Source organism: Curtobacterium sp. MCLR17_045 (assembly GCF_003234405.1).
In the GTDB taxonomy this organism is placed as follows: domain Bacteria; phylum Actinomycetota; class Actinomycetes; order Actinomycetales; family Microbacteriaceae; genus Curtobacterium; species Curtobacterium flaccumfaciens.
The window spans coordinates 126,912-143,722 of record NZ_QKTB01000004.1 but is presented as its reverse complement, the minus strand read 5'-3'; the positions used below and the strand labels follow the sequence as shown (position 1 = coordinate 143,722).

The following is a 16,811-nucleotide window of genomic DNA, read 5'->3' as shown; positions in this document are numbered from 1 at the left end:
CCTGACCGCGTGACGTTCCCCACAGCACAGCTCGACGCGCCCGCTCCGTCCCAGGACCTCACGGGTCGGCCCTGGTGGCATGCGCTGGGCGTCTTCGACCTCGAGACCACCGGGGTCGACGTCGAGACGGCCCGCATCGTCACCGCCCACGTCGGGCTCATCGACATGACCGGGGCCTCCATCGTCGAGGGTGCCTGGATCGCGGACCCCGGCGTCCCGATCCCCGAGGGCGCCGCCGCCGTGCACGGCTACACCACCGAACGTGCCCAGGCCGAGGGACGCCCTGCGGCCGAGGTCGTCGCCGAGATCATCGCCGCGATCGAGGCCGTGTTCGCCCGGGGCATCCCCCTGGTGATCTACAACGCCCCGTACGACCTCACCGTGCTCGACCGCGAAGCGAAGCGGCACGGGTTCGCCTCGCCCGTCATCGGCAACGTCGTCGACCCGCTGGTGATCGACAAGGCGCTCGACACCTTCCGCAAGGGCAAGCGCACGCTCGAGGCCGCGTCCGAGCTCTACGGCGTCACGCTCGACGACGCGCACGACGCCGGAGCCGACGCGATCGCTGCCGGGCGTGTCGCCCAGGCCATCGCGGGCAAGTACCCGGACGAGCTCGGCATCTCCGCCGAGGAACTCCACCGCAAGCAGGTCGGCTGGTGCGCCGAGCAGGCCACCTCGTTCCAGGACTACATGCGCAAGAAGCGCGACCCGACGTTCACCGCCGACGGCCGCTGGCCCCACCGCAACGGCGCCTGACCACGCCCTGCCCCCTCGCAAGACACCGGTGTTCACGCGCCGAACACCCGCAGACCGCGGTGTGACGCGTGAACACCGGTGTCTTGTGTCCGAGTACAGCGCCGGCCGGAAACGCCGCACAACGCGAACGGGCGGCCCTCCCGGAGGAGGACCGCCCGTGGGCGTTGCGTGGGGGCTGCTTACTTGCTGAAGCCCTTGAAGCGCTGGTTGAACTTCTCGACGCGACCGGCCGAGTCGAGGATGCGCTGCTTGCCCGTGTAGAACGGGTGCGAAGCGGACGAGATCTCGACGTCGATGACCGGGTAGGTCGCACCGTCGAGCTCGATGGTCTTGTCGCTGTTCGCGGTCGAACGCGTCAGGAACGTCTCACCGGAGGCCAGGTCGCGGAAGACGATGGCGCGGTACTCGGGGTGGGTGTCGGTCTTCATGGAGATTCCTCGATAGCGGTGATGGGATTGCGCGAACTGCGCGGGAAGTCGTCGGCTTGCGCCAGCCGTCCACGATACCAGAGAGACGGCGGGATCGCAGCGCTACGCGGCGCGTGCCGTGTAGCGACCGGCGTCCTTGGTGACCGAGAGGTCGATGCCGAACGCCTCGGTCAGGATCTGGTCCGTCAGGACCTCGTCGATGGGGCCGGCGGCCTGTACGTGGCCGTCGGCGAGGACGAGCGCGTGGGTGAAGCCGGCCGGGATCTCCTCGACGTGGTGGGTCACGATGACGATGGCCGGCGAGTCGGCGCTCTGGGCGTAGCCGCCGAGGGTGCGGACGAGGCTCTCCCGGGCACCGAGGTCGAGCGACGCGGCCGGTTCGTCGAGGAACAGGATCTCCGGGTCGGTCATGACGGCACGGGCGATCTGCACGCGCTTCTGCTCGCCGTCGCTCAGGTCGCCGAACGTGCGGTCGGTGAAGGACCCCAGGCCCCACTCCTCGAGCACGCGCTGCGCGCGACGGACGTCGAGCTCCTCGTACTCCTCGTTCCAGCGGCCCGTGACCGAGTACGCCGCGGTGAGCACGACGTCGATGACCTTCTCGGTCACCGGGATGCGACGGGCCAGCGCGGTCGACGCGAAGCCGATGCGCGGGCGGAGCTCGAACAGGTCGGCACCGCCGAGTTCGGTCCCGAGCACCTCGACGTCACCCGAGGTCGGGAACGTCTGGGCACCGGCGACCTGGAGCAGCGTCGTCTTGCCGGCGCCGTTCGCGCCGAGCACGACCCAGCGTTCGTCGTCCTGCACCTCCCACGAGATCGCGTCGAGGATGGTGGCCCCGTTGCGGACCACGGAGACGTCTGACAAGCGCACGACCGAGGGCATGCGACCAGCCTACGGGTTCTGGCCGAGCACCCGGTCGTAGACCTGCCGTGTCCTGGTGGCGATCGCGTCCCAGGTGAACTCGGTCTCGACACGGAGCCGTCCGGCGCGTCCCATGAGCTTCGCCAGCCCCTCGTCGGCGAGCACCTCGGTGAGGGTCGCGGCGAGGTCGGCCACGAAGCGGTCGGGGTCGGTCGGGGTGCCCGTGCCGTCCTGCACCTGGTCGATCGGGACAATTCGGCCGGTGAGCCCGTCGGCGACGACCTCGGGGATGCCCCCGGTGCCGGTGCCGACGACCGGGATGCCGCACGCCATCGCCTCGAGGTTCACGATGCCGAGCGGCTCGTAGACCGACGGGCAGACGAACACGGTGCCCGAGGACAGCACGTTCACGATCTCCTCGTGCGCGAGCATCCGGTCGATCCAGACGACGCCTTCACGTTCCGCGCGGAGGCCCTCGACGAGCTCGGTGACCTCGGCCAGGATCTCGGGGGTGTCCGGCGCGCCGGCACACAGCACGATCTGCACGTCCGACGGCAGCGACGCCACGGCACGGAGCAGGTACGGCAGGCCCTTCTGGCGGGTGATGCGTCCGACGAACACGACGCTCGGGCGAGTCGGGTCGATGCCGAGGGCGCGCACGGCGTCCTCGTCGACGGTCGGCTTCCACGCGTCGATGTCGATGCCGTTGTAGACGACGTGGACCTTCGCGGGGTCGATCGACGGGTACGAACGCAGGATGTCCGCACGCATGGCCTTCGAGACCGCGATGACGCCGTCGGCGTGTTCGAACGCCTCGCGCTCCATCCAGCTGGACAGGCGGTAGCCGCCGCCGAGCTGCTCGGCCTTCCACGGGCGGAGCGGCTCGAGGCTGTGGGCGGTCACGATGTGGGGGATGCCGTAGGTCAGCTGCGCGATCCGGCCCGCGGAGTTCGCGTACCAGGTGTGCGAGTGCACGAGGTCGGCACCATCGACGTCGGCCGCGATGGCCACGTCGGTCCCGAGGGCCTGCAGCGCGCCGTTCGCCTGGCCGAGGCCGTCCGGGGTCCGGTAGCCCCACACGTCGGGTTCGTCACGGAAGGCCCCGAAGGCCCGGACACGGACTTCCGTGTCCGTCCCCGACCGCAACGCGGCGGTGAGTTCGGACACGTGGACACCCGCTCCGCCGTAGACCTCCGGCGGATACTCCCTGGTCAGCAGATCGACTCGCACTGGTTCAACGTAACCGGTTCCCAGTGCTGACGCCTACTGTGAGCGGCATGGCACCAAAGAAGGTCTTCGGCATCGTGCTCGCCGGCGGCGAGGGCAAACGACTCATGCCGCTCACGGCCGATCGCGCGAAGCCCGCCGTCCCGTTCGGCGGCAACTTCCGTCTCATCGACTTCGCACTGTCGAACCTGGTCAACTCCGGTCTGCAGAAGATCGTCGTCCTGACCCAGTACAAGTCGCACAGTCTCGACCGGCACGTCGCGGAGACGTGGCGCATGGAGGGGCTGCTCGGCTCCTACGTCGCGTCCGTCCCCGCGCAGCAGCGGCTCGGCAAGCGCTGGTTCGCCGGCTCGGCCGACGCGATCCTGCAGTCGCTCAACCTGCTGCGCGACGAACGCCCCGACATCGTGGTCGTCGTCGGTGCGGACCACGTGTACCGGATGGACTTCCACCAGATGGTCGAGGCGCACATCGCGTCCGGCCGCAGTGCCACGGTGGCGGCGATCCGTCAGCCGATCGGGCTCGCCGACCAGTTTGGCGTGATCCAGGTGGCCGACGATGACCCTACGAAGATCGAGGCGTTCCTCGAGAAGCCGAAGGACGCGATCGGTCTCGCCGACTCCCCCGGCGAGATCCTGGCCTCGATGGGCAACTACGTCTTCAACGCGGACGCCCTCGTCGACGCGGTCCTGCGCGACGGCCAGCTCGAGACGTCCGCGCACGACATGGGCGGCGACATCGTCCCCGACTTCGTCAACCGCGGCGACGCCGGCGTGTACGACCTGCAGCGCAACGAGGTCCCCGGTTCCACCGACCGCGACAAGTACTACTGGCGCGACGTGGGCACCATCGACTCGTTCTTCGACGCCCACATGGACCTCATCGCCCCGGTCCCGGTCTTCAACCTGTACAACCAGGACTGGCCGATCTTCAACCAGCAGACGAACCTGCCGCCGGCGAAGTTCGTCCGCGACGCGAACGGCAACACCGGGTCCACGGTGGACTCGCTCGTGTCGCTCGGCTGCCTGGTGTCGGGTGCGCAGGTCGAGCGCAGCATGATCGGGCCCTGGTGCTCGATCGACTCCGGCGCGAAGGTCCTCGACTCGATCGTCTTCGAGCGCGCCACCATCGGCGCCGGCGCGGTCGTCAACCGCGCCATCCTCGACAAGGACGTCGTCATCGCACCGGGCGCGCAGGTCGGCGTCGACCGCGAGGCCGACGAGGCACGCGGCTTCACCGTCACCGAATCCGGCATCACCGTGGTCGGCAAGGGCGTCCGCGTCGACGCGTAGACACGACGAACAGGCAAGCACCCGGGGCGCAGCCCCGGACGGACGGCCTGGAGGCACGGCTCGCGTCACGGACGCGGCCGTGCCTCCGTCAGTCGGTACCGTTGGTGCGTGCCCCGCTTCCTCGTCGTCCTCGATGCCGATTCCACGCTCCTCGAGGACGAGGTGATCGAACTGCTCGCCGACAGCGCCGGGACCCGGCCACAGGTGGCGGCGATCACGGAGCGCGCCATGCGCGGGGAACTCGACTTCGCCGAGAGCCTCCGGGAGCGTGTCGCGACCCTTGCGGGCCTCCAGGCAGACGTCTTCGTCCGTGCACAGCAGTCGGTCCGTGTGACGCGGGGCGCCGACCAGCTCGTCCGTGGGGTGCACGCCGCAGGCGGCACCGTCGGCGTGGTGTCCGGCGGGTTCCACGAAGTGCTCGACCCGTTCGCCGAGCAGCTGGGCCTCGACCACTGCCGGGCGAACCGCCTCGAGGTCACCGACGGCGTGCTCACCGGCCGCGTGCTCGGCGACGTCGTCGACGCGCACGCCAAGGCCGTCGCGCTCCGCGAGTGGGCGGACGCCGACGGGGTCGACCCGGCACGGACCATCGCCATCGGCGACGGCGCGAACGACCTCGAGATGATGCGCGTCGCCGCGCTCTCGGTGGCGTTCGACGCGAAGCCGCGCGTGCGGGACCAGGCGGACGTCGCGGTCGTCGACCGCGACCTGTCCGCCGTGCTCGCGACGCTCGGTCTGCGCGGCTGATCAGTCCGAGGGCTAGTGGCCCATCCCGAGGCCGCCGTCGACGGGGATGATCGCACCGGAGACGTACCCGGCGCCGTCGCTCGCCAGGAACAGCGTGGCGTCGGCGACGTCGTCGACCGTGCCGTAGCGGGCGGCCGGGATCGCCTTCTTGAACTCGGCCTGCAGCTCGTCGGAGAGCGCGGCGGTCATGTCCGTCTGGATGAAGCCCGGCGCCACGACGTTGGCGGTGATGCCGCGCGAGCCGAGCTCACGCGTGATCGACCGGGCCATGCCGACCAGGGCGGCCTTCGAGGACGCGTAGTTGACCTGGCCGATCTGGCCGTAGGCGCCCACGACGCTGGACATCAGCACGATGCGGCCGAACTTGGCCTTCATCATGCCCTTCGTGGCGCGCTTGACGACGCGGAAGGTGCCCGTGAGGTTCGTGTCGACCACGCTGGTGAAGTCGTCCTCGGACATGCGGAGGAGCAGCTGGTCGTTCGTGATGCCGGCGTTCGCGACGAGGACCTCGATCGGACCGAGCTCGGCCTCGACCTGCGTGAACGCGGCGTCGACGGAGGCCGTGTCGGTGATGTCGGCCTGCACCGTCAGCGCGCCCTCGGGACCCCCCTGACCGCTGCGCGACGTCACGGCGACCCGGTGGCCGGCGGCGACGAACCGCTCGGCCAGGGCGTGGCCGATGCCGCGGTTGCCGCCGGTGATGAGGACGGTACGGGGGGTGCTCATGGTCGCTCCGTTCGGTGGGATCTGCTCGGCACGCGGTGCCGGGTACCCGGCGGACACGCCCGGACGAGCGTACCGGAGCGGACCACCCCGCCGGTTCGCGCGCGGCGCACCCACGATCGGTCCGGCGGGATTAGGCTTGACCACGGGTAGACGGAGACCATCTGTATGAAGAGCACGCACACGAGCATCACGTCGCTGCCGGACACACCGGAGCAGGACCGGGCGCACCGCCTGTCCCGCTACGTCTGGCAGATGGCCATCCGAGTGGTCCTCTTCATCTCCGCCGTGCTCGTGTACTCGATCTGGCACTCGTGGCTCGCGGTCATCCCGATCGTCCTCGCCGCGGTGATCCCCTGGGTCGCCGTCGTCATCGCGAACGCCGGCAGCCGGACCGAGAGCGACATGATCTCCCCCGCCGGGTCCATCGAGCTCTACGACGCCGTCGACCCGCGCCTCCGCGAACAGCAGGAGGACGCCCGGGCCCAGGCCTACCGCGACGAGCAGGACCGCCTCCGCCAGCAGGCGCAGCACGCGCAGGACGAGTGGCAGCGCAACGGCGACCGATCGAAGATGTGGGGACCCCGCTGATGGGTGCGACGTTCGACCTGCAGACCGAGCCGGGATCCACCCCGGTGTGCTCGCGAGCTGGTTGCACCTCGACGGCCGGGTGGCGCGTGAACTGGCGCAACCCCCGGATCCACGCGATCGACCGCGTAAAGATCTGGGCCGCCTGCGAAGAACACCGCGACTTCCTCGCCGACTACCTGCGGTCCCGCTCGTTCCCGGTGCGCGTCACCGGCATGCACGAGGACGTCGACCACCTCGACGACGAGCGCGAGGCGACCGCGGCGCCGAAGAACGACGTCGGGGTGCGCTCCACCGGCACCTCGCGATGACCGACGGCTTCGACCCGCAGTCCCGGTACGGCCGCAAGCACGCCGCCAAGCTGCAGCGCGCCGCGGCGGAGTCCCGCTCGACCGACGACGCCAGGTCGGGCTCGTCCGGTCGGGACCCCGACGAACCGTTCGTCGGCTGGCGCTTCGTCCGGAGCCGCCGCTGGCTCGGCTACTTCGCGATCGCCGTCGCCTTCGCGATCGTGTGCGCACTGTTCGGCATGTGGCAGTGGGACCGCCGCAACGAGGCCGTCCGGCAGAACGAGCAGGTCGCGCAGAACTACGACCACACCCCCGTCCCCCTCGACCGGGCGCTACCGAAGGCCTCGAGCTGGCAGGACGAGCAGGAGTGGCTCCGGGTCTCCGTGACCGGCCGCTACGACGTCGACTCGCAGCTGCTCGTGCGCAACCGCGTGCACAACGGGCAGCCCGGGTTCGAGGTCCTGACGCCCCTGGTCACGTCCGAGGGCCGCGCCTTCATCGTCGACCGCGGGTGGGTGCCGACCGGCAACGCCCAGGACGCCCCCGACCACGTGCCCGCTCCCCCGTCCGGTGAGGTCACCGCGATCATCCGCCTGCAGCAGAGCGAACCGCGCATCCCCGGCCGATCCGACCCGAAGGACACCGACCAGGTGCAGTCGGTGACCCTGGCCGACGTGGCGAACAAGGTCGACGACCCGATCTGGACCGGTGCGTACGGGCAGCTCGCCTCCGAGTCCCCCGCCCCGACCGAGGCACGCCCGCTCGGCTGGGAGCGTCCGAACGCCGACACCGGGCTGCACCTCAGCTACTTCATCCAGTGGTTCCTGTTCGCCGCCGGCGGCTTCGGGTTCCTGGCGTACGTGATGGTGCAGGAGTACCGGAACCTCAACCAGGACGACCCCGAGGAGCGCGAACGCGCCCTCGAGCGCGAACGCCGCAAGAACGCGAAGCCGAAGACCGACGCCGAGATCGAGGACGAGCTCATCGCGTCACGTCGCTGACGCGCGGCTGAGGCGCGGCCGTGGGTGCGCGTCAGCGCACCGTGCGCACGTCGCAACCCCGTGCGCGGTTCCGCGCACCGTGCAGCGCCACAAGCGCCCACCCAGCACGCAACACCGCACCCGATGGCGAAACGGGCACCGTGCGGACGGGAGGCGCGACGCACGCCCGGCACCGCGCCTCCCGGCCGCACCGTGCGCACCCCGCAACCCCGTGCGCGCTTCCACGCACCGGGCGCACCCCGCAATCCCGTGCGCGCTTCCACTCACCGTGCAGCGCGACAAGCGGACACCCAACACGCAACGCCGCACCGGATGGCGAACGCGGCACCGTGCGCACGGGAGGCGCGACGCACGACCGGCACCGCGCCTCCAGACCGCACCGTGCCCACCCCGCAACCCCGTGCGCGCTTCCACGCACCGTGCAGCGCCACGAGCGCGCACCCAGCACGCAACCCCGCACCGGATGGCGAACGCAGCACCGTGCGGACGGGACCGCACCGTGCGCACGTCGCAACCTCGTGCGCGCTTCCGAGCACCGTGCAGGGCCACAAACGGGCACCCAGCACGCAACGCCGCACCGGATGGCGAACCGGGCACCGTGCGCACGGGAGGCGCGACGCACGACCGGCACCGCGCCTCCAGACCGCACCGTGCGCACCCCGCAACCCCGTGCGCGCTTCCGAGCACCGTGCAGCGCCACAAACGGACACCCAGCACGCATAGCCGCACCGGACCGCGAACACCGCACCGTGCGGACGGGCCTCGCCCGACCACACGCGCGGCGGCTACGCGAGCTCGATGAGCTCCGCGTAGTCCTTGTTCCAGTGGTCCTCGGTGCCGTCCGGCAGCAGCAGGACGCGCTCGGGGTTGAGCGCCTCGACCGCGCCGGCGTCGTGGGACACCAGGACGACCGCCCCCTCGAAGCCGGCCAGGGCGTTGAGGATCTCCTCGCGCGAAGCCGGGTCCAGGTTGTTCGTCGGCTCGTCGAGCAACAGGACGTTCGCGCCGGACACCACGATCATCGCGAGCGACAGACGCGTCTTCTCACCACCGGACAGGACACCGGCCTTCTTGTAGCCGTCGTCTCCGGTGAACAGGAACGAGCCGAGCACCCGACGGGCCTCGGTCTCGTTGAGGTCCGTCGACGCCGACACCATGTTCTCGATCACGGTGCGGTTGATGTCGATGTTCTCGTGCTCCTGCGCGTAGTAGCCGACGCGCAGACCGTGACCGGGCTGGATCTCGCCGGTGTCGGGCTGGTCAGCACCCGCCAGGATGCGGAGCAGCGTCGTCTTGCCCGCACCGTTGAAGCCGAGGATGACCACGCGCGAACCGCGGTCGATCGCCAGGTCGACACCCGCGAAGATCTCGAGCGACCCGTACGACTTCGACAGGCCCTCCGCCATCAGCGGGGTACGGCCGCACGGAGCCGGCGTGGGGAAGCGGATCTTCGCGACCCGGTCGACGACACGCTCGTCCTCGAGGCCGGCGAGCAGCTTGTCGGCACGCGCGACCATCTGGTGCGCGGCCGCGGCCTTCGACGCCTTGGCGCCGAACCGAGCGGCCTGGTCCTTGAGCGTGGCGGCCTTCTTCTCGGCGCCCGCGCGCTCCTTGCGGCGGCGCTCCTCGTCGGCGACGCGCTGCCGCTGGTACAGCTTCCAGCCCATGTTGTAGATGTCGATGGTCTGGCGGTTGGCGTCCAGGTAGAAGACGCGGTTCACGACCTCGTCGACGAGCTCCACGTCGTGGGAGATGATGATGACGCCACCGGGGTAGGTCTTCAGGTGCTCGCGGAGCCACACGACGGAGTCGGCGTCGAGGTGGTTGGTCGGCTCGTCGAGGATCATCGTCTCGGCGTCCGAGAACAGGATCCGGGCGAGCTCGATGCGACGGCGCTGACCACCCGATAGCGTCTTGAGCTGCTGGTCGAGGATGCGGTCCGGCAGCTTCAGGTTCGAGGCGATCGACGCCGCCTCGGCCTCGGCCGCGTAGCCACCGAGCGCGTTGAACTGGTCGTCGAGGCGGCTGTAGCGTCGCATCGCCTTCTCGGCAACGGCCGCGTCGTCGCTCGCCATGTCGAGCGTGGCGAGGCGGATGCCCTCCACGAGCTCACCGAGCCCACGGGCGTCGAGGATGCGCTTCCGCGCGGTCTCCTCCGGGTCGCCGGAGCGGGGGTCCTGCGGCAGGTAGCCGATCTCGCCGCCGCGGTCGATCGTGCCACCGTTGGGCTGCGTCTCGCCCGCGAGGGCCTTGGTCATCGTCGTCTTCCCCGCGCCGTTGCGGCCGACGAGTCCGATCTTGTCGCCCTTCTCGACACGGAAGGACACGTCTTCCATGAGGAGACGAGCTCCGACGCGGATCTCGAGTTCGTGCACGGCAAGCACAGTGGACGTCCAATCAGTTGGTGGGTTTGCACAACGGTGTGTGCGGGAGGTGCACCGCTACGCTGACGGGACCGATGGTTCCGAACGGAACCAGCAGTCCATTCTAGGAGAATCCATGACGAACGCCACCGGGTTCGCTCCCCGCGCAGTCCTCGCCGACCGTCTGCGCACGCACGGGCTGGCCACCGACGCCGCCCTCGTCGCCGGCGGAGCCCTGTTCACCGCCGCCATGGCGCAGCTCGAGGTCCCGATGTGGCCGGTCCCGATCACCGGGCAGACGCTGGCCGTCGTGCTCGTCGGCGCGACCCTCGGCGCACGTCGCGGCATGCTCTCGCTGCTCGTCTATGCCGTCGCCGGACTCGCGGGCGCCCCGTTCTTCGCCGACATGCAGGGCGGTCTGCAGGCCCTGGCCCTGCCGAGCTTCGGGTACGTCATCGGCTTCATCCCCGCCGCCGGGCTCGTCGGCTGGCTCGCCCGCCGCAACTGGGACCGCAACGTCGGTCGCGCCGCGGCCGCGATGCTGCTCGCGAGTGCCATCCCGTTCGTGACCGGCCTGCCGTACCTGGCCGTGGCGCTCGGCCAGCTCGGCGCCCCGAACGACGTCCAGTCGGTGCTCGCCGCCGGCCTGTACCCGTTCATCGTCGGTGGCATCGCCAAGGCCCTCATCGCCGCCGGCATCCTGCCGCTCGCGTGGAAGGCCGTCGGTCGCCGCTGACACCTCGCACGAGAACGGCCCCGCACCTGATCGGTGCGGGGCCGTTCTGCGTCCGGTGCGGGTGACCGGCCCGGTGGTCGGTCACGACTCCCCGCCACCCGGACGCCGAGTGGTCGCATTCCGTCGCCTGGAGCGCTGTCAGCCGACAGAACGTGACCACTCGGCGAACGCGAGCGGGTGGTCGCGACCACTCGGCGGCGTGCCCCGCGCGTGGCGTGCGCACAGACGGACGGGAGGCGCGGTGCCAGCTGGCACCGCGCCTCCCGTCCGTGGTGGGTCGCGACTAGATCGCGAACCCGAGGGCGCGCATCATCTCGCGGCCGTCGTCGGTGATCCGTTCCGGACCCCACGGCGGCATCCAGACCCAGTTGATCCGGAAGGCGTCCACGATGCCGTCGAGGGCGTTCGCGGTGTCCCCCTCGATGACGTCGGTCAGTGGGCAGCCCGCGCTGGTGAGCGTCATGCTGATGACGAGCGCGTTGGCGTCGTCGTCCCAGGCGAGGTCGTAGATCAGGCCGAGGTCGACGATGTTCACGCCGAGCTCCGGGTCCTGGACCTCCTTCAGGCCCTCGACGACCTCGTCGAACTTGTCGGGAGCGAGTGCGGCGATCATCAGGCCTGCGCCTCGGCGGCGGCGACCTGAACGTAGCGGTCGTAGCCCTCGTTCTCGAGGCGGTCGGCGAGCTCGGGGCCGCCCTGCTCCGCGATCTTGCCGGCGACGAACACGTGCACGAAGTCCGGCTTGATGTAGCGGAGGATGCGCGTGTAGTGCGTGATGAGCAGCACACCGAGGCCGGTCGCGGCCTTGGCGCGGTTGACGCCCTCGGAGACGATCTTCAGCGCGTCGACGTCGAGGCCGGAGTCGGTCTCGTCGAGGACCGCGAACTTCGGCTTGAGGAGCTCGAGCTGCATGATCTCGTGGCGCTTCTTCTCGCCACCGGAGAAGCCCTCGTTGACGTTGCGCTCGGCGAACGACGAGTCCATCTTCAGGTCGGCCATCGACTGGCGGAGTTCCTTGATCCATCCACGGAGCGCCGGAGCCTCACCGTCGATCGCCGTCTTGGCGGTGCGGAGGAAGTTCGACACCGTGACGCCGGGGATCTCGACCGGGTACTGCATCGCCAGGAACATGCCGGCACGGGCACGCTCGTCGACGCTCATCGCGAGGACGTCCTCGCCGTCGAGGGTGATCGTGCCACCGACGACGTTGTACCGCGGGTGACCGGCGATGGTGTACGCCAGGGTGGACTTACCGGAGCCGTTCGGCCCCATGATCGCGTGGATCTCGCCCTCGTTGATGGTGAGGTCGACACCCTTCAGGATCTCCTTGGTGCCCTGGTCGGTGTCGATCGAGACCTTGAGGTCACGGATTTCCAGAGTGGACATTGCGTTCCTTCGGTTGCAGCTGTGTGCGGCGTCAGCCGCGGGAAGTGTTGGGGGTGCTCAGTCGACCGGGACGACGTCCTGCACGTCGACGTAGACGTCGCCGTCGCGGACCTCGACCCGGAAGACCGGGACTGGCTCGTAGGCCGGGAAGTTCTGCGGCTTGCCGGTGGCCAGCGAGAAGCGGGACCCGTGGGCCCAGCACTCCAGCGAGTCGCCCTCGACGAAGCCCTCGGCCAGCGAGATGTCGCCGTGCGTGCAGGTGTCGCCGATGGCGTGGACCGTGCCGGACGAGTCCTTCACGATCGCGACCGCCGTGCCGTCGACGACCACCCGCATCGGGCTGTCCACCGCGATGTCGGCTTCGGCGCAGACCTTCTCGGCCATCAGGCGGTGGCCTGCGGGGCGGCGGTCTGCGGGGCGGAAGCCTGCGCGGTGGCGGCCTGTGCGTCGCCCGCCTCGGCCGGTGCGGCGATGACCGAACGGCCCTCGGCCAGCTCCTGCTCGACCGCGGCGATGAGGCGTTCCTCGAGCTCGGGTGCACCGATCTTCTGGATGACCTCGACCAGGAAGCCGAGCACGACGAGGCGCCGGGCTTCTTCTTCCGGGACGCCGCGGGACTGCAGGTAGAACAGCTGCTCGTCGTCGAAGCGACCGGTCGCACTCGCGTGGCCGGCGCCCTCGATGTTGCCCGTCTCGATCTCGAGGTTCGGGATGCTGTCGGCACGGGTGCCGTCCGTCAGCACGAGGTTGCGGTTCTGCTCGTACGAGTCGGTGCCGTCACCGGCGCGGCCGATCAGGACGTCGCCGATCCAGACGGTGTGCGCGCCCTGGCCCTGCAGCGCGCCCTTGTAGTTGACCCGACCGCGCGTGTTGGGCGCGTCGTGGTTCACGTAGACCTGCTGCTCGATGTACTGGCCGGCGTCGGCGAAGTACACGCCGTACATCTCCGTGTCGGCGCCCTGCGCACCGAGGTGCGTCGAGGGGTTGACGCGGATGACGTCGCCGCCGAGCGAGACCACGACGTGCTTGAGGAAGGCATCGCGGCCGACCTCCGCGAAGTGGGTCGAGACGTGCACGGCGTCGTCGTCCCAGTCCTGCAGGCTGACGACGGTCAGTCGTGCGTTCTGCTGCGCGACGATCTCGATGTTCTCGCTCAGCAGGGCGCTGCCGCGGTTGTCGAGCACGACGATGCCCTGGGAGTTCGGCTCGGCCGTGATGACCGTGTGCGCGGCGCGGGGCTGCGACCCGAAGTCGGAACGGGTCACGGTGATGAACTCGTGCGCTTGGGTGGCCTTGATCGTGATCGCCAGGACCGCGTCACGGGCGGTCCAGGCTGCGGCCGACGCGCGGTCCTCGGGCAGGCCGGCGGAGCCGACGCGGGGGTCGTCGCTGCGACCCCACTCGACGTCGGCGCCCTCGGACTGGCGGGCGAGGTACGGGTAGGCGGATCCGTCGAGCGCGCCGTCCAGCAGCGGCTGGAGCTTGGCGAGCGGCGCGAACTTCCAGTTGACCTCTCGGCCGGTGACCTTCGGGAACGCCTCGACGTCGCCGGACTGGAACCGCTCGGAGCGGGTCTGGACCGGCACCTTCTTGTCGGGGGCGTCCCAGCCGCCGTCGGAGTGGGCTCCGGCGCCGTGCTGGGTGCCGCCCTGCGCTGCGGCAGCGGGCTCGATCGGCTGGTCGATGTGGGGAGGGGTGGTGCTGGACATCTAGCCGACGGATCCTTCCATGCTCATCTCGATGAGCTTGTTGAGTTCGAGTGCGTACTCCATCGGGAGCTCGCGGGCGATCGGCTCGATGAAGCCACGGACGATCATCGCCATCGCCTCGTCCTCGGCCATGCCGCGGGACATGAGGTAGAAGAGCTGCTCCTCGCTGACACGCGAGACCGTGGCCTCGTGTCCCAGCTGCACGTCGTCGACACGGATGTCGATCGCCGGGTAGGTGTCGCTCCGGCTGATCGTGTCGACCAGCAGGGCGTCGCAGCGCACGGTGTTGGCGGCGTGGTGCGCGGCCGGGTCGACCCGGACCTCACCGCGGTAGCCCGCACGACCGCCACCACGGGCGATCGACTTCGAGACGATCGAGGACGTCGTGTACGGCGCCATGTGGATCATCTTCGCGCCGGCGTCCTGGTGCTGACCGGGGCCGGCGAAGGCGACGGAGAGCGTCTCGCCCTTGGCGTGCTCTCCGGCGAGGTAGATCGACGGGTACTTCATCGTGACCTTGGACCCGATGTTGCCGTCGATCCACTCCATCGTCGCGCCCTCGTGTGCGATCGCACGCTTGGTGACGAGGTTGTAGACGTTGTTCGACCAGTTCTGGATCGTCGTGTACCGAACGCGGGCGTTCTTCTTCACGATGATCTCGACGACCGCCGAGTGCAGCGAGTCGGACTTGTAGATCGGGGCGGTGCAGCCCTCGATGTAGTGGACGTACGAGTCCTCGTCCGCGATGATCAGCGTCCGCTCGAACTGGCCCATGTTCTCGGTGTTGATCCGGAAGTAGGCCTGCAGCGGGATCTCGACGTGGACGCCCTTCGGGACGTAGACGAACGAGCCACCGGACCAGACGGCCGTGTTCAGCGCGGCGAACTTGTTGTCGCCGGCCGGGATCACGGTGCCGAAGTACTCCTCGAACAGCTCCGGGTGCTCACGGAGCGCCGTGTCGGTGTCCATGAAGATGACACCCTGCTGCTCCAGGTCCTCGCGGATCTGGTGGTAGACGACCTCGGACTCGTACTGCGCGGCGACACCGGCGACGAGGCGCTGGCGCTCGGCCTCGGGGATGCCGAGCTTCTCGTAGGTCGCACGGATGTCCTCGGGAAGGTCTTCCCACGACTGTGCCTGCTTCTCCGTGGAGCGCACGAAGTACTTGATGTTGTCGAAGTCGATGCCCGTCAGGTCGGCACCCCACGTCGGCATCGGCTTGCGGCCGAAGAGCGACAGCCCCTTGAGGCGGTTCTTCAGCATCCACTCGGGCTCGTCCTTGAGGTTCGAGATGTCGGTGACGACCTCTTCCGAGATCCCACGACGGGCGGAGGACCCTGCCGAGTCGGAGTCGGACCAGCCGAACTCGTATTGGCCGAGCCCTTCGAGATCGGGACGGTCGATGAGCACGTCGGACATGGTCTCCTCGTTTCCTTCTTGCGGGACAGCGTTACAGGTGTGAACCCGTGGCGTCTGGACGCCATTCCACCGCGGACCGCTGACATGCGGACCGGGTGCTGCTCCCTCGCAACGACAATGGTTCCACGCAGTCCGTGGGTTGATCGGCGATCTCGGCCCATTCGGAGCCGGCGCCTGCCTAGACTTGACTGCTGCTGAACCCTCGAATCCTACAGGTTCACTGCACGGAACAACAGGAAGGCACCACCCTCGTGACACGCGTCGGATCCCCCGTCGAGCAGGATCTCCGGACCGGACGGTGGTGGTCGCTCCCCCGCGTGGTCGACCGTCGCGTGGTCGCACTGGCTTGGGCGTCCTTCGTGGTCGAGGTCGTGCTGATCGGCACCGGAGGCCTGGTACGCCTCACCGCCTCGGGCCTCGGATGCCCCACCTGGCCCAAGTGCACGGCGGATTCGCTCGTCTCCACGCCGGAGATGGGCATCCACGGCATCATCGAGTTCGGCAACCGTCTGCTCACCTTCGTGCTCGTGATCGTGGCCGTCGCGATGTTCCTCGCGGTCGTCCGGATGCTCCGCACGCGCCCCGAACTCTTCTGGCTCGCGTTCGCTCAGGGCGTCGCGATCCCCGTGCAGGCCGTCATCGGCGGCATGAGCGTGTGGACGAACCTGAACCCCTTCGTGGTCGGGCTGCACTTCGTCGTCTCCGCCGCCCTCACCTCGGTGACCGCTGCGCTGGTCTACCGCACGACGCACGGCCCGCGCACCGCCCAGCGCCTCGTCCCGCGCTGGTACACGGGTGTCGTCCGCGGCACCGTCGCCGCCGTCGTCGTGACCGTGCTCGTCGGCATCCTGACCACCGGCAGCGGCCCGCACGCCGGAGCCGACGCCGCCGTCGACGGTGGGCGTCTGCACCGCACCGGGTTCGACCCCGCGGTCATGGAGCATGTGCACGCCTGGCCCGCGTACGCCCTCTTCGCCCTGACCCTGGTGCTCGTCATCGGAGCCGTCCGCCTGGGCCGCCCGAGCAAGTGGCCGCTGCTGCTGCTCGTCGTCGAGTTCCTGCAGATCGCTGTCGGCCTCACGCAGGCACGCACGGGTCTGCCCGTCGGGCTCGTCGGCACGCACATGGTGCTCGCCGGGTTGCTCGTCGGAGCGGTGACCGCCGTGGTGCTGTCGACGCGGGCCTCGGCCGGCCGAGACGCCCTCCGGGAACCCATCGACGCCTGACGCCCGGGCGCGTCGCGCGCTCGACACCCGTTCTCCGACACCCCACGAGTCGTTCG

General features: G+C 69.7%; 18 protein-coding genes. 8 read left to right on the top strand and 10 right to left on the bottom strand.

Going from position 1 to position 16,811, the window contains the following annotated elements; all coding sequences use genetic code 11:
- Positions 1 to 9: 9 nt before the first annotated feature.
- Positions 10 to 756: a 3'-5' exonuclease gene (locus DEJ05_RS05020; protein WP_111223637.1), complete on the top strand. Its 747-nt coding sequence runs from the start codon at positions 10 to 12 to the stop codon at positions 754 to 756.
- 179 nt (positions 757 to 935) lie between these two features.
- Here the strand turns inward: DEJ05_RS05020 and DEJ05_RS05015 are convergent, their stop codons facing one another.
- The 3 genes from DEJ05_RS05015 to glgA form a co-directional block, all read right to left on the bottom strand.
- Positions 936 to 1,184 carry a type B 50S ribosomal protein L31 gene (locus DEJ05_RS05015; RefSeq protein WP_017887280.1) on the bottom strand — a complete coding sequence of 83 codons (249 nt, stop codon included), beginning with the start codon at positions 1,182 to 1,184 and terminating at the stop codon, positions 936 to 938.
- A gap of 102 nt (positions 1,185 to 1,286) precedes the next feature.
- Entirely contained in the window at positions 1,287 to 2,069 is a 783-nt protein-coding gene (locus tag DEJ05_RS05010; RefSeq protein ID WP_111109900.1) for an ABC transporter ATP-binding protein, read from the bottom strand.
- Between the two features lie 9 nt (positions 2,070 to 2,078).
- A complete protein-coding gene (glgA, locus tag DEJ05_RS05005; protein WP_111109899.1) occupies positions 2,079 to 3,278 on the bottom strand; it encodes a glycogen synthase in 1,200 nt (399 codons plus the stop codon).
- Between the two features lie 47 nt (positions 3,279 to 3,325).
- Here glgA and DEJ05_RS05000 point away from each other — a divergent pair, with 47 nt between their 5' ends.
- Complete coding sequence (locus tag DEJ05_RS05000) at positions 3,326 to 4,567, top strand: glucose-1-phosphate adenylyltransferase (protein ID WP_071403983.1); 1,242 nt, start codon at positions 3,326 to 3,328, stop codon at positions 4,565 to 4,567.
- A gap of 108 nt (positions 4,568 to 4,675) precedes the next feature.
- Positions 4,676 to 5,314, top strand: a complete 639-nt coding sequence (gene serB, locus DEJ05_RS04995) for a phosphoserine phosphatase SerB (RefSeq protein ID WP_111103014.1) — start codon at positions 4,676 to 4,678, stop codon at positions 5,312 to 5,314.
- 12 nt (positions 5,315 to 5,326) lie between these two features.
- Here the strand turns inward: serB and fabG are convergent, their stop codons facing one another.
- Positions 5,327 to 6,040: a 3-oxoacyl-ACP reductase FabG gene (gene fabG, locus DEJ05_RS04990; RefSeq protein WP_027465673.1), complete on the bottom strand. Its 714-nt coding sequence runs from the start codon at positions 6,038 to 6,040 to the stop codon at positions 5,327 to 5,329.
- Positions 6,041 to 6,205: 165 nt separating this feature from the next.
- On the opposite strand from fabG, the gene DEJ05_RS04985 reads away from it, so the two are divergent.
- Genes DEJ05_RS04985 through DEJ05_RS04975 form a run of 3 tightly spaced genes read left to right on the top strand, consistent with a single transcriptional unit; the run spans position 6,206 to position 7,916 of the window.
- The gene (locus DEJ05_RS04985) at positions 6,206 to 6,628 is read left to right on the top strand and encodes a DUF3099 domain-containing protein (RefSeq protein ID WP_051596733.1); all 423 of its coding nucleotides are present in this window, start codon (positions 6,206 to 6,208) and stop codon (positions 6,626 to 6,628) included.
- Entirely contained in the window at positions 6,628 to 6,936 is a 309-nt protein-coding gene (locus DEJ05_RS04980; RefSeq protein WP_372439414.1) for a hypothetical protein, read from the top strand. Before DEJ05_RS04985 ends, DEJ05_RS04980 begins: the two co-directional genes overlap by 1 nt.
- Entirely contained in the window at positions 6,933 to 7,916 is a 984-nt protein-coding gene (locus DEJ05_RS04975) for an SURF1 family protein (RefSeq protein ID WP_111109898.1), read from the top strand. The genes DEJ05_RS04980 and DEJ05_RS04975 overlap by 4 nt, the downstream gene beginning before the upstream one ends.
- Positions 7,917 to 8,701: 785 nt before the next feature.
- On the opposite strand, the gene DEJ05_RS04970 is transcribed toward DEJ05_RS04975, so the two are convergent.
- On the bottom strand, positions 8,702 to 10,300 hold the full coding sequence (locus tag DEJ05_RS04970) for an ABC-F family ATP-binding cassette domain-containing protein (RefSeq protein ID WP_111109897.1): 1,599 nt from the start codon (positions 10,298 to 10,300) through the stop codon (positions 8,702 to 8,704).
- Positions 10,301 to 10,415: 115 nt separating this feature from the next.
- Between DEJ05_RS04970 and DEJ05_RS04965 the strand changes: the two genes are divergently transcribed.
- Positions 10,416 to 11,015, top strand: coding sequence for a biotin transporter BioY (locus DEJ05_RS04965; protein WP_111109896.1), 600 nt, complete (start codon positions 10,416 to 10,418; stop codon positions 11,013 to 11,015).
- A gap of 283 nt (positions 11,016 to 11,298) precedes the next feature.
- Here the strand turns inward: DEJ05_RS04965 and DEJ05_RS04960 are convergent, their stop codons facing one another.
- The 5 genes from DEJ05_RS04960 to sufB are packed head-to-tail and all read right to left on the bottom strand — an operon-like array spanning position 11,299 to position 15,529.
- Positions 11,299 to 11,628: a metal-sulfur cluster assembly factor gene (locus DEJ05_RS04960; RefSeq protein ID WP_017887270.1), complete on the bottom strand. Its 330-nt coding sequence runs from the start codon at positions 11,626 to 11,628 to the stop codon at positions 11,299 to 11,301.
- Positions 11,628 to 12,401 carry a Fe-S cluster assembly ATPase SufC gene (gene sufC, locus DEJ05_RS04955; protein ID WP_071403760.1) on the bottom strand — a complete coding sequence of 258 codons (774 nt, stop codon included), beginning with the start codon at positions 12,399 to 12,401 and terminating at the stop codon, positions 11,628 to 11,630. The genes DEJ05_RS04960 and sufC overlap by 1 nt, the downstream gene beginning before the upstream one ends.
- Positions 12,402 to 12,458: 57 nt before the next feature.
- Complete coding sequence (locus DEJ05_RS04950; RefSeq protein ID WP_084740352.1) at positions 12,459 to 12,785, bottom strand: non-heme iron oxygenase ferredoxin subunit; 327 nt, start codon at positions 12,783 to 12,785, stop codon at positions 12,459 to 12,461.
- Positions 12,785 to 14,110, bottom strand: a complete 1,326-nt coding sequence (sufD, locus tag DEJ05_RS04945) for a Fe-S cluster assembly protein SufD (RefSeq protein WP_111109895.1) — start codon at positions 14,108 to 14,110, stop codon at positions 12,785 to 12,787. Before sufD ends, DEJ05_RS04950 begins: the two co-directional genes overlap by 1 nt.
- On the bottom strand, positions 14,111 to 15,529 hold the full coding sequence (gene sufB, locus DEJ05_RS04940) for a Fe-S cluster assembly protein SufB (RefSeq protein ID WP_111109894.1): 1,419 nt from the start codon (positions 15,527 to 15,529) through the stop codon (positions 14,111 to 14,113).
- 251 nt (positions 15,530 to 15,780) lie between these two features.
- Between sufB and DEJ05_RS04935 the strand changes: the two genes are divergently transcribed.
- On the top strand, positions 15,781 to 16,755 hold the full coding sequence (locus DEJ05_RS04935; protein ID WP_111109893.1) for a heme A synthase: 975 nt from the start codon (positions 15,781 to 15,783) through the stop codon (positions 16,753 to 16,755).
- Positions 16,756 to 16,811 lie beyond the last annotated feature (56 nt).

Bases quoted from the DNA above. Each gene is read 5' to 3' on its own strand.
- DEJ05_RS05015 (WP_017887280.1), bottom strand. From the start codon at position 1,184: ATGAAGACCGACACCCACCCCGAGTACCGCGCCATCGTCTTCCGCGAC.
- DEJ05_RS05010 (WP_111109900.1), bottom strand. From the start codon at position 2,069: ATGCCCTCGGTCGTGCGCTTGTCAGACGTCTCCGTGGTCCGCAACGGG.
- DEJ05_RS05000 (WP_071403983.1), top strand. From the start codon at position 3,326: ATGGCACCAAAGAAGGTCTTCGGCATCGTGCTCGCCGGCGGCGAGGGC.
- fabG (WP_027465673.1), bottom strand. From the start codon at position 6,040: ATGAGCACCCCCCGTACCGTCCTCATCACCGGCGGCAACCGCGGCATC.
- DEJ05_RS04985 (WP_051596733.1), top strand. From the start codon at position 6,206: ATGAAGAGCACGCACACGAGCATCACGTCGCTGCCGGACACACCGGAG.
- DEJ05_RS04980 (WP_372439414.1), top strand. From the start codon at position 6,628: ATGGGTGCGACGTTCGACCTGCAGACCGAGCCGGGATCCACCCCGGTG.
- DEJ05_RS04975 (WP_111109898.1), top strand. From the start codon at position 6,933: ATGACCGACGGCTTCGACCCGCAGTCCCGGTACGGCCGCAAGCACGCC.
- DEJ05_RS04965 (WP_111109896.1), top strand. From the start codon at position 10,416: ATGACGAACGCCACCGGGTTCGCTCCCCGCGCAGTCCTCGCCGACCGT.
- DEJ05_RS04960 (WP_017887270.1), bottom strand. From the start codon at position 11,628: ATGATCGCCGCACTCGCTCCCGACAAGTTCGACGAGGTCGTCGAGGGC.
- sufC (WP_071403760.1), bottom strand. From the start codon at position 12,401: ATGTCCACTCTGGAAATCCGTGACCTCAAGGTCTCGATCGACACCGAC.
- DEJ05_RS04950 (WP_084740352.1), bottom strand. From the start codon at position 12,785: ATGGCCGAGAAGGTCTGCGCCGAAGCCGACATCGCGGTGGACAGCCCG.
- sufD (WP_111109895.1), bottom strand. From the start codon at position 14,110: ATGTCCAGCACCACCCCTCCCCACATCGACCAGCCGATCGAGCCCGCT.
- sufB (WP_111109894.1), bottom strand. From the start codon at position 15,529: ATGTCCGACGTGCTCATCGACCGTCCCGATCTCGAAGGGCTCGGCCAA.